The organism is Tenacibaculum sediminilitoris, from assembly GCF_964513795.1.
GTDB classification, from domain to species: Bacteria; Bacteroidota; Bacteroidia; order Flavobacteriales; family Flavobacteriaceae; genus Polaribacter; species Polaribacter sediminilitoris.
This window is the reverse complement of sequence record NZ_CAZEQR010000015.1, coordinates 24,465-34,082: the sequence shown is the minus strand read 5'-3', so window position 1 is coordinate 34,082 and position 9,618 is coordinate 24,465. Positions and strand designations below refer to the sequence as shown.

The following is a 9,618-nucleotide window of genomic DNA, read 5'->3' as shown; positions in this document are numbered from 1 at the left end:
CTTTTCCATGCCGCCGTATTTCTTGCGCCAGTAATAAAATGTACTCTTATCAATACCTAATTCTCTGGATAAATCTCCTACAGATCTTCCTTGTTCATTCTCCTTGAGAGCCTTAATGATTTGACTCTCGCTAAATTTGCTGATTTTCATAATGACAGTTTGAATTTAAAGTTAGTAAATTCGAATTTATAACTGTCCTGTTTTTGGGGAAGCCTACACTCTTACTAACTTTTTAATAGAAAATTGTTTGTTTAAATACTAAAATTCCCGTACTTATACGGGAATTTCTGTATTATAAAATAAGTAAAAACTGTCTACTAAAACAAATCCGAAGACAAATAACGATCACCTCTGTCGCAAATTACAGCTACGATTACCCCTTTTTCAATGGTTTGGGCTATTTCTAAGGCTGCATGTACTGCTCCTCCACTACTCATTCCTGCAAAAACACCTTCTTCTCGCGCTAACTTTCTTGTCATGTTTTTAGCGTCGTTTTCGTCTAGTTCAATCACCTGATCTACCTTGCTTTTGTTGAAGAATTTTGGTTGGTAGGCTGGTGTCCACTTACGAATCCCTGGAATTTTAGCTCCATCTTTCGGTTGTGCTCCGATAATTTGCACTTCAGGATTTTGCTCTTTTAAATAAGTAGAAACTCCCATAATGGTTCCTGTAGTTCCCATCGCTGAGACAAAATGAGTTATTGCTCCTTCAGTATCGTTCCAAATTTCAGGGCCTGTGGTTTTATAGTGTGCTTTCCAGTTATCAGTATTTTCAAACTGATTGAGCATAAAATAGCCTTTTTTATAACGTAATTCCATTGCCATATCTCTTGAACCTTCGATTCCTTTTTCGGCAGATGTTAAAATAACCTCAGCTCCATACGCACGCATGGTTTTTACACGTTCTTCGGTAGAGTTTTCTGGCATTACCAATACCATGTTTACGCCTAATATTTTTGCCATGAGTGCTAAAGCGATTCCTGTATTTCCACTCGTTGCTTCTACTAAATAATTTCCAGGACGAATATTTTTTCTTCTGATAGCTTCCGCAATCATATTGTAAGCTGCTCTATCTTTTACACTTCCTCCAGGATTATTTCCTTCTAATTTTAGCAATAGCTTCACCCCTTCTTTTTGAATGATGTTAGAAACTTCAATTAGTGGTGTATTTCCTATAGTATCTATTATCGTTTTAGTTTTCATGGTTGATTTGGTACCTACATCATTTAACATAGGATTTTCTTGTGGTTATTTTATTTTCTGACTCATAGGTTACAATAGATCCTTCGGGTACAGAAGTAATTACACAAACATTGGCGCCAATAATACTATCGCTACCTATTACTACATCTCCTCCTAAGATAGTTGCGTTGGCATAAATGGTTACATTATTTTCAATGGTTGGATGCCTTTTTGTGGAAGCTAATTCTTTTTTTACTTGAATTCCTCCTAAGGTAACTCCTTGATATATTTTTACGTTTTCTTTAATAATCGTGGTTTCTCCAATGACAATTCCCGTAGCATGGTCTATAAAAAGCGAATCACCAATGGTTGCTCCAGGGTGTATGTCTGTTCCTGTTAATCCATGAGCATATTCACTCATCATTCTTGGTAAAATCGGAATTTCTATTTTGTACAATTCATGACTCAATCGGTATACAGCAATAGCATGAAACCCAGGATAAGCTAAATACACTTCTCCTAAACTTTTACAGGCTGGATCAGTTTTTTCAAATGCTTTGGCATCTAAATCTAACTTTTCTCGTATTCCACAAAATGTTTGTTGGTATACAGCCCATGCTTCCGAAGCATTTTTAATCGCTAAACCATTAAATATTTTTACAAATTTTTCTTTTAAATGATTTGCTTTTTCTTGACATACATCATTAAACAACGCATAAAATAATTGTTTGGTAAAAACTTCTACATCATCTTTTAATGATAAATCGTATTGTTTGAATTGCATTTACTAATTTTTTACAAAAATAACTAACTTTCAGGAGCTAACTCAACTTCAAGACCTTCTAATTCAGAAGTTATATGAATCTGGCATCCTAATCGGCTATTTTCTTCTACATGAAATGCTTCTGCTAACATTGCATCTTCATCATCGTTCATTTCTGGCAATTCATGGTTCGATTTTACATAACATTGACAAGAGGCACACATCGCCATTCCTCCACAGATTCCAATAGTTCCTTCAGGAGCTAATTCGTATGACCGAACAACTTCCATTAAGTTCATTGCCATATCTGTCGGAGCAACTACCTCATGCATTACACCATCACGGTCTGTTATTTTTATATTGATGTCTTGATTATCCATTTGTAACAATTTCTTAAAGGAATCAGTAGTTAGGTAGGCTATTTTAGTTTTATTGTGAAGAGTATAATTATTTGAAACAAATAATTATAATAAACCTATATGCCAACCCCTAACTACTCTCATCCTAAAAACCTTCTATTTAATTGCTTTTACTACGGCTTTTGGTGCTTCTTTTCTAGTACCATCAAAACCATCTACGCCTCCAACAGTAGTATACTTCATCACATATTTTTTATCTGGATGGATGCGTTTATATGCACTTTGACACATTAACGTTGCCTCGTGAAATCCACATAAAATTAGCTTTAGCTTTCCTGGATAAGTATTTACATCACCAATGGCATAAATACCTTCTACGTTCGTTTGATAGTCTAAAGCATTGTTTACTTTAATCGCATTCTTCTCTATTTCTAATCCCCAATTGGCAATAGGTCCTAATTTTGGTGCCAATCCAAATAGTGGAATAAAATGATCTGTATCTATAATGAATGGTTCTTTACCTGTTTGCTCTACTACCACTCCTGTTACACGTTCTTTTCCTAACACTGCTTTAACCTCAGCAGGTGTGATTAAATTAATCTTACCTAAATTCTTTAATTCTTGTACTTTTTCTACAGAGTCTAACGCTCCTCTAAACTCATTTCTTCTGTGAATTAAGGTCACCGATTTTGCTACATCTGTTAAGAAAATAGACCAATCTAAAGCAGAATCTCCACCTCCAGCAATTACTACATCTTTGTCTCGATACAATTCTGGTTCTTTAATCATATACTCTACTCCCTTATCTTCAAAATCGATAATATTTGGAATGATAGGTTTACGAGGTTCAAAACTTCCCAGTCCTCCTGCAATAGCTACAACAGGTGCTTGGTGTTTTGTTCCTTTATTAGTGGTTACAATGAACGTTCCATCATCTTGCTTTTTAATAGTATCTGCACGCTCACCTAAGGTAAATCCTGGTTCAAACTGCTTGATTTGTTCCATTAAGTTCTTAGTTAAATCTCCTGCTAAGATCTCTGGATATGCTGGAATATCGTAAATAGGCTTCTTTGGATAAATTTCTGAACATTGCCCTCCTGGTTGTGGTAAGGCGTCAATTAAATGACAACGTAATTTTAATAACCCTGCTTCAAAAACAGTGAATAGTCCTGTTGGACCCGCTCCAATAATTAATATATCTGTTTGTATCATTTCTACTCTATTTCACTAAACTCTCAGTTAGCTTATTTAATGTTTCTACTTTTTGTTCAAAGTTCCCTTTGATAGTTTTTCTATAACTATTTAAATTTTGTACTAATTGATTGATGTCTTCTGGAATTACTTCTTCAAAAAACTGACGCAATCTTTTAGCAGTTGTTGGCGATTTTCCATTGGTTGAAATAGCTACTTTTACGTTTCCTTTGGTTACAATTCCACCCATATAAAAATCACAGTATGGTGGATTATCCGCTACATTCACCAATTTATTTTGGCTCCTACAATCTTTATACACCTGTATATTTACCTCAGGAATATTGGTAGTCGCAATTACCAAATGTTTTCCTTGTAAATAGGTATCTCTATAGCTATCTGTTAGCATTTCTACGTTGCTTTTTTGAGCAATGGCAACAGTTTCATCTCTAAAAAAAGGAGCTACCATGGTTACCTTAGCATCTGGACTCGATTTTAATAAAAATCGTAACTTTTCTTCTGCTACAAATCCTCCGCCAATTATTAGAACTTCCAAGCTTGCTGTTTTTAAAAAGATAGGATATAGATTATTTCTTTCTTCCATTATACCACTTCTTTTAAAGCTACTTCTTGTTGTACTTGTAGTAATTGCTGTCTGTGATTTACCACATCTCCTAACAGAATAATAGCAGGATTACTCAAGTTGTTTTTAGCCACTACTTCTTCTATCGTATCTACGGTACCAATTCCTATTTTTTCTTCAGGAGTTGTTCCATTTTGAATAATAGCAACTGGTAATTCGTTCTTTCCTTCTTCTTTAAAAAGATGAATGATTTCAGAGAGCTTACCCATTCCCATTAAAATAACAACCGTCGCACTCGATTTTGCTGCCAAGGCAACATCATTTGATAATTGGTGTTGTTTTGTAGTTCCTGTAATGACCCAAAAACTTTCTGAACTTCCTCTTTTTGTCAACGGGATATTCTGATAAGCTGGTACCGCTAACGATGAAGAAATCCCTGGTACTACAGCAACCTCTAATCCGTGTTTTGCAGCATATTCCATTTCTTCTGCTCCTCTACCAAAAATGAATGGATCACCTCCTTTTAAACGCACTACATGTCCGTGAGAAAATCCTCTCGCAACAATCAACTCATTTATTTGTTCTTGTTGATATCGATAACATCCTCTTCTTTTTCCTACGAAAATTAATTCTGCATTCGGATTTACGTATCCTAACAGTTCGTTGTTCACTAATGCATCGTACAATACCACATCGGCTTGTTCTAATGCTTTAATGGCTTTTAAGGTGATTAAATCAGTGTCTCCTGGCCCTGCACCTACTACGGTTAATTTCGGTTGATTTTTCATTGGACTCTCCTTTTTTTAACTTTCTACGGCTACTTTTCGGTAAGCATCAATTGTTTTATAAAATGATGCTGCTGCTGCTAAATACTTTTTTGCAAAAGCCTCCGTAGGTTCATTCTTATTAATCTGATAAATCAATTCTGCAAATGAATTTGATAATTCTATTTTATTTGTTGCTACAAACAGTTCATCAAAATTGGTAATGATTCCTGCTTGTGTATTGGTTTTTGCTCCTTCTGCTGTTAACAAGGCTTTGGCAGTGTTAACCATAGCTGCATAAGCGTGGTAAATACTATCTGACCATTGTTGATTATTCAAGGCTTGTGAAGCATTTTCTAGCTTTTCTTCACTTTCAAACAATAAGGTTGCTACTAAGTCTATCACCACTCCTGCACATTCTCCTACTCCTATGGCTTTTACATAGTTTTTATCGTGTCCCCAATCAATAAAATCATCTTCTGTTAAATTGGTAGTGTCTGATAATTCTTTTAACAACTCATAGAAATATGTTTTTCCTTGTCTATCATAATAGCTTATAAAGTCTTCGGCTACTTGTTTATGGCTTTCGAAGTCATTTAATAAGATTCGTAAAGATTCTGGTCCTCTTTTACTTGGGATTTTAATCAACTTGTCTGCAAAACGACCATTTCCGCCACCTAAAACTCCTCCTCCAACTAATACTTGTAAAGCAGGTGCTAATAACTTCCCTACTTTTATTGACATTCCTTGAAAACCAATGTGTGCCATGTTGTGTTGTCCACAAGCATTCATACATCCACTAATTTTAATAGTGATGTCTTTGTTATTTACATACTGTGGATATTCTACTTTTAACACACGTTCTAACTCTGCTGCAATTCCTGTACTACTAGCAATACCTAGGTTACACGTATCCGTTCCCGGACATGCAGTGATATCATTCAAACTATTATATCCTGCGTCTGCAAAACCTAATTTTTGTAATTCTGTGTAGAAAAATGGTAAAAACTCTTCTCTTACATGACGAATCAAGATGTTTTGACGTAGCGTAAAACGTAACTCATTTGCTCCGAATTTTTTGATTAAATCTGCTAACAAACGTGCTTTATCGGTATAAAAATCTCCTAAATGTACTTTGATACCTATCGCGTATAACCCATCTTGCTTTTGTTTGAAGGCATTCGTTGTTTTCCAGTTTTGATACGCTTCTTCATCTTCAATTACTACAGATGGAACTTCGTTGGTTTCAAAAACAATGTCTTGTTCAAAATCGGCAGTATCTATCGGATATGTTTTATATGCTAATGCGGCTCTTTCAGCAGCTATTAATTCTAAGAAAGCATCTACACCTAAATCTTTCACTAAGAATTTTAAACGAGCTTTGGCTCTTTTTGCACGTTCTCCATAACGGTCAAATACACGTAACACTCCTTCAATAGTAGGAATTAGTAATTCTGCTTCCAAAAAGTCATAAATTACATCGGCATGACGCGGTTGTGAACCTAATCCTCCAGCTAATAATACCTTGAATCCTTTTACCTCTTTACCATCAACTGTTTTCGTTTTAGCGATAAACCCTAAATCGTGAATAAAACTCAACGCGGTATCTTCTTCCGTAGCAGAAAAAGACATTTTGAATTTTCTCCCCATTTCCTGACAAATTGGGTTGCGCAAGAAAAATTGAAAGGTTGCATGTGCATACGGTGTTACATCAAATGGTTCTTTCGGATCTATTCCTGCGGTTTCTGAAGCCGTTACATTACGTACTGCATTACCACATGCTTCACGCAACGTAATATCGTCTTTCTCTAACCGTGCCCATAACTCAGGGGTTCTGTCTAAACTTACGTGGTGAATTTGAATATCTTGACGTGTGGTAATATGCAAACGCCCTCTTGAATACTCATCAGAAACATCTGCTATTCTGTGTAATTGTTCACTTGTAACTTTACCATACGGCAATTTTATACGAATCATTTGTACCCCAAACTGACGTTGCCCGTAAATTCCTCTGGCTAAACGTAAGCTTCTAAAACGTTCTTCATCTATTTTTCCTTCGTTAAACAAACATATTTTACGTTCTAACTCTAGGATATCCTTTTCTACTAAAGGGTTTTCTATTTCTGATCTAAAACTTTGCATGTGGTTTTACTCCTTATTTGCTTGTAAAAGCATTGTTATTGGTTATGTAAGAACTTTTGCTTTGCTAACAATTGCTCTTCTATTTCTACATGTGCATCATCTGGTACACAACAATCTACCGGACATACTGCTGCACATTGCGGTTCTTCATGAAATCCTTTACATTCTGTACATTTATCAGGCACTATAAAATAGTACTCGTCTGATACTGGCTCATTGTCTTCGTCTGCATTTATCGAAGTTCCGTCTAGTAAAGTTACATTTCCTTGTAATGAGGTTCCTTCACTATATTTCCAGTCACTTGCTCCTTCATAAATGGCTGTATTTGGGCATTCAGGTTCGCAAGCTCCACAGTTGATGCACTCATCTGTAATGATTATTGCCATAACTTTTATTATTTACTTGATAAAACCAACTCCTGATGTGGTATTGGTTTTTGGATTGATGATTATAAACGCTCCGTTTGCTTTATTTTTGGCATATGAGTCAACAAACAATGGCTTGCTTACTTTTAAACTCACTTCTCCAATTTCGTTTAGTGATAATTGAGATGGAGTTTCTTCTTTTCCAGAAAAATCGGTACGAATTAAAGTTGTAAGCTCTGTTATTTTTGCTTGCACATCGTTTACTCCATGTTTGATGTAATACTTCTGTGAAGCTTGTAATGGTGTTTTATCCATCCAACAAATAGTAGCCTCTAACTGTTTTACCACAGAAGGTTCTTCTCCTGTTTTCACCAACATATCTCCTCTACTTACGTTTACATTGTCTTCTAAGGTGATGTTTACAGAGCTTCCCCTTTTTGCTTTTGCATATTCTTTATCAAAAAACTGAATACTTTTTATAGTAGATTTTGTTGCTGATGGTAATACCGTTACGCTATCTCCTACTGCTAAATCACCTCCATACAATTTCCCTGCATATCCTCTGAAATCGTGATATTCGTCTGTTTTTGGGCGAATAACTGTTTGCACAGGGAAACGTGCTTTTGATACTTCTTGCGTATCTTCAGACCCCAAGTTTTCAAGGTGATTCAATAATGTTTCTCCTTTATACCAAGGGGTGTTTTCTGAAGACTTCACAACATTATCTCCTTTTAAAGCTGAAAGAGGTATGAATGTGATATTTTGATTTTGATAGTCGCTCTTCTTAGCTAGATACTCTATTTCTCCTTTAATCTGATTGAATTTTTCTTCTGAAAAATCAACTAAATCCATTTTATTTACAGCCACTACTATATCTTTTACTCTCAATAAATTATTGATAAAAAAATGACGGTAAGTTTGTTCTACTACTCCGTTTCTCGCATCTACCAAAATGATAGAAGCTTGTGAGTTTGAAGCTCCAGTTACCATGTTTCTAGTATACTCAATGTGTCCAGGAGTATCTGCTATGATAAAACTTGTTTTGGGTGTCGAAAAATATATGTGTGCTACGTCTATAGTAATTCCTTGCTCACGTTCTGCTACTAGCCCATCTGTCGCTAGAGAAAAATCTAAGTAATCAAACCCACGTTGCTTACTTTTTTCTTCTATGGCTTCTAGTTTATCTTGGGTTAATGATTTTGTGTCGTATAAAATTCGCCCTATTAGTGTACTTTTTCCGTCATCTACACTTCCTGCTGTTGCTATTTTTATTACGTTCATGTTGTTTTAGTATTGAGTGATTAGTATTGAGTTTTGAGTGTTTTTTCTCATTACCCTTTACTAAATACTAGTTTTTTTAAAAATATCCTTGTTGTTTTCGTTTTTCCATTGCTGCTTCAGAGCGTTTATCATCGATTCTTGCACCTCTTTCTGAAATGGTTGATTCTCTAATTTCATCAACCACGGTATTAATATCTATCGCATCTGACAAAACTGCTGCTGTGCAACTCATATCTCCTACTGTTCTAAAACGAATCATACGCTCTTGTACTTCTTCTTCCTCTTCTCGATACACAACTTCATCATTTGCAGACCAAATTAGTCCGTCTCTAATAAAAGTGGCTCTTTTATGTGCGAAATAAATGGATGGAATTTCAATTTGTTCTTGTTGTATATACGACCATACATCTAATTCTGTCCAGTTAGAAATTGGAAAAACTCGTACATTCTGTCCAAGATCGATTCTTCCATTTAACATATCGAACAACTCCGGACGTTGGTTCTTTTCATCCCATTGACCGAAATCATCTCGTACTGAAAAAATACGTTCTTTGGCTCTCGCCTTTTCTTCATCTCTACGCGCTCCCCCGATACATGCATCGAAACCAAATTCTTCTATGGCATCTAATAACGTTTCGGTTTGTAACATGTTTCGGCTTGCATATTTTCCTGTTTCTTCTTTTACTTTACCAGCATCAATATTATCTTGTACTTGACGAACAATTAACTCAACTCCTAATTCTTTAACTAATCGATCTCTAAATTCAATCGTTTCAGGAAAGTTATGTCCTGTATCAATATGTAATAAAGGGAACGGAATTTTTGCTGGATAAAATGCTTTTTGAGCAAGTCGCACCAGTGTGATACTATCTTTACCTCCAGAAAACAGTAACACCGGTTTTTCAAATTGCGCAACTACTTCTCTTAATATATATATGGCTTCGCTCTCTAAAGCTCCTACTTGTATAGTTTGTGTATTCATAATCATG

At 35.4% G+C, this 9,618-nt stretch carries 11 protein-coding genes; all 11 read right to left on the bottom strand.

Annotated elements, in window-relative coordinates:
* A partial coding sequence (locus ACKTSW_RS06255; protein ID WP_408024270.1) for a transposase occupies nucleotides 1-150 on the bottom strand: 150 nt, incomplete at its 3' end.
* Nucleotides 151-317: 167 nt separating this feature from the next.
* Entirely contained in the window at nucleotides 318-1,202 is an 885-nt protein-coding gene (gene cysM / locus ACKTSW_RS06250) for a cysteine synthase CysM (protein ID WP_408024420.1), read from the bottom strand.
* A gap of 19 nt (nucleotides 1,203-1,221) precedes the next feature.
* Entirely contained in the window at nucleotides 1,222-1,965 is a 744-nt protein-coding gene (gene epsC, locus ACKTSW_RS06245; protein ID WP_408024419.1) for a serine O-acetyltransferase EpsC, read from the bottom strand.
* 23 nt (nucleotides 1,966-1,988) lie between these two features.
* Entirely contained in the window at nucleotides 1,989-2,324 is a 336-nt protein-coding gene (locus tag ACKTSW_RS06240; protein ID WP_408024418.1) for a 2Fe-2S iron-sulfur cluster-binding family protein, read from the bottom strand.
* Nucleotides 2,325-2,459: 135 nt separating this feature from the next.
* Entirely contained in the window at nucleotides 2,460-3,515 is a 1,056-nt protein-coding gene (locus ACKTSW_RS06235) for an NAD(P)/FAD-dependent oxidoreductase (protein WP_408024417.1), read from the bottom strand.
* Nucleotides 3,516-3,522: 7 nt separating this feature from the next.
* The gene (locus tag ACKTSW_RS06230) at nucleotides 3,523-4,098 is read right to left on the bottom strand and encodes a precorrin-2 dehydrogenase/sirohydrochlorin ferrochelatase family protein (protein ID WP_408024416.1); all 576 of its coding nucleotides are present in this window, start codon (nucleotides 4,096-4,098) and stop codon (nucleotides 3,523-3,525) included.
* Nucleotides 4,098-4,865 (bottom strand): uroporphyrinogen-III C-methyltransferase, encoded by a 768-nt coding sequence (cobA, locus tag ACKTSW_RS06225; RefSeq protein ID WP_408024415.1) that lies wholly within the window; start codon nucleotides 4,863-4,865, stop codon nucleotides 4,098-4,100. Before cobA ends, ACKTSW_RS06230 begins: the two co-directional genes overlap by 1 nt.
* 15 nt (nucleotides 4,866-4,880) lie before the next feature.
* A complete protein-coding gene (locus ACKTSW_RS06220; RefSeq protein WP_408024414.1) occupies nucleotides 4,881-6,983 on the bottom strand; it encodes a HEPN domain-containing protein in 2,103 nt (700 codons plus the stop codon).
* Nucleotides 6,984-7,018: 35 nt separating this feature from the next.
* Nucleotides 7,019-7,369 (bottom strand): 4Fe-4S dicluster domain-containing protein, encoded by a 351-nt coding sequence (locus ACKTSW_RS06215; protein WP_408024413.1) that lies wholly within the window; start codon nucleotides 7,367-7,369, stop codon nucleotides 7,019-7,021.
* Between the two features lie 12 nt (nucleotides 7,370-7,381).
* On the bottom strand, nucleotides 7,382-8,629 hold the full coding sequence (locus tag ACKTSW_RS06210) for a sulfate adenylyltransferase subunit 1 (protein WP_408024412.1): 1,248 nt from the start codon (nucleotides 8,627-8,629) through the stop codon (nucleotides 7,382-7,384).
* A gap of 76 nt (nucleotides 8,630-8,705) precedes the next feature.
* Nucleotides 8,706-9,611 carry a sulfate adenylyltransferase subunit CysD gene (gene cysD / locus ACKTSW_RS06205; protein ID WP_408024411.1) on the bottom strand — a complete coding sequence of 302 codons (906 nt, stop codon included), beginning with the start codon at nucleotides 9,609-9,611 and terminating at the stop codon, nucleotides 8,706-8,708.
* Nucleotides 9,612-9,618 lie beyond the last annotated feature (7 nt).

Excerpts from the sequence above, each read along its gene's own strand:
- cysM (WP_408024420.1), bottom strand. The coding sequence starts at position 1,202 with ATGAAAACTAAAACGATAATAGATACTATAGGAAATACACCACTAATT.
- epsC (WP_408024419.1), bottom strand. The coding sequence starts at position 1,965 with ATGCAATTCAAACAATACGATTTATCATTAAAAGATGATGTAGAAGTT.
- ACKTSW_RS06240 (WP_408024418.1), bottom strand. The coding sequence starts at position 2,324 with ATGGATAATCAAGACATCAATATAAAAATAACAGACCGTGATGGTGTA.
- ACKTSW_RS06235 (WP_408024417.1), bottom strand. The coding sequence starts at position 3,515 with ATGATACAAACAGATATATTAATTATTGGAGCGGGTCCAACAGGACTA.
- ACKTSW_RS06230 (WP_408024416.1), bottom strand. The coding sequence starts at position 4,098 with ATGGAAGAAAGAAATAATCTATATCCTATCTTTTTAAAAACAGCAAGC.
- cobA (WP_408024415.1), bottom strand. The coding sequence starts at position 4,865 with ATGAAAAATCAACCGAAATTAACCGTAGTAGGTGCAGGGCCAGGAGAC.
- ACKTSW_RS06220 (WP_408024414.1), bottom strand. The coding sequence starts at position 6,983 with ATGCAAAGTTTTAGATCAGAAATAGAAAACCCTTTAGTAGAAAAGGAT.
- ACKTSW_RS06215 (WP_408024413.1), bottom strand. The coding sequence starts at position 7,369 with ATGGCAATAATCATTACAGATGAGTGCATCAACTGTGGAGCTTGCGAA.
- ACKTSW_RS06210 (WP_408024412.1), bottom strand. The coding sequence starts at position 8,629 with ATGAACGTAATAAAAATAGCAACAGCAGGAAGTGTAGATGACGGAAAA.
- cysD (WP_408024411.1), bottom strand. The coding sequence starts at position 9,611 with ATGAATACACAAACTATACAAGTAGGAGCTTTAGAGAGCGAAGCCATA.